The organism is Mesorhizobium sp. M2E.F.Ca.ET.209.01.1.1 (genome assembly GCF_004010375.2).
GTDB lineage: Bacteria > Pseudomonadota > Alphaproteobacteria > Rhizobiales > Rhizobiaceae > Mesorhizobium.
Genome location: NZ_SADP02000358.1, coordinates 1 through 384 on the forward strand (window position 1 = coordinate 1; position 384 = coordinate 384).

The 384-nt window shown below is 67.4% G+C and carries 1 protein-coding gene; it reads right to left on the minus strand.

The features are described from left to right. Positions 1 to 27: 27 nt before the first annotated feature. On the minus strand, positions 28 to 384 hold a 357-nt coding region (locus tag EN852_RS35975; protein WP_135879700.1), incomplete at its 5' end, for a pyridoxal-phosphate dependent enzyme.

A 384-nucleotide genomic window follows, 5' to 3' on the forward strand; every position in this document is an offset into this window, starting at 1 on the left:
CGGCGTCGGTGAGAATTGTCATCCGGCTCATGCGGCGCGCTCCGTTGCTGTGGCCGCCTCGCCGCAGACAATGCGCCGATGCAAAGCCATGTCGATGTTGCGGCCAGAGAGGATGAGGACAGTTGGGCCATTCGTCGAGGCCTTAGCCGCAAGCAGCGCGCCGATGCCGACTGCGCCCGCGCCTTCGACGATCTCGCGCTCTTCCTCGTAGGCATGGCGGATGCCGGCCGCGATCTCGTCCTCGGCAAGCAGGATGACGTCGTCGAGCAGGTCCCGGCACATGCCGAAGGTCAGCCGGTTATCGAGGCCGATGCCGCCGCCAAGCGAGTCCGCCAGCGTCGGCAGTTCCTCGACCTGCACCGGCCTGCCGGCATCGAGGCTGGC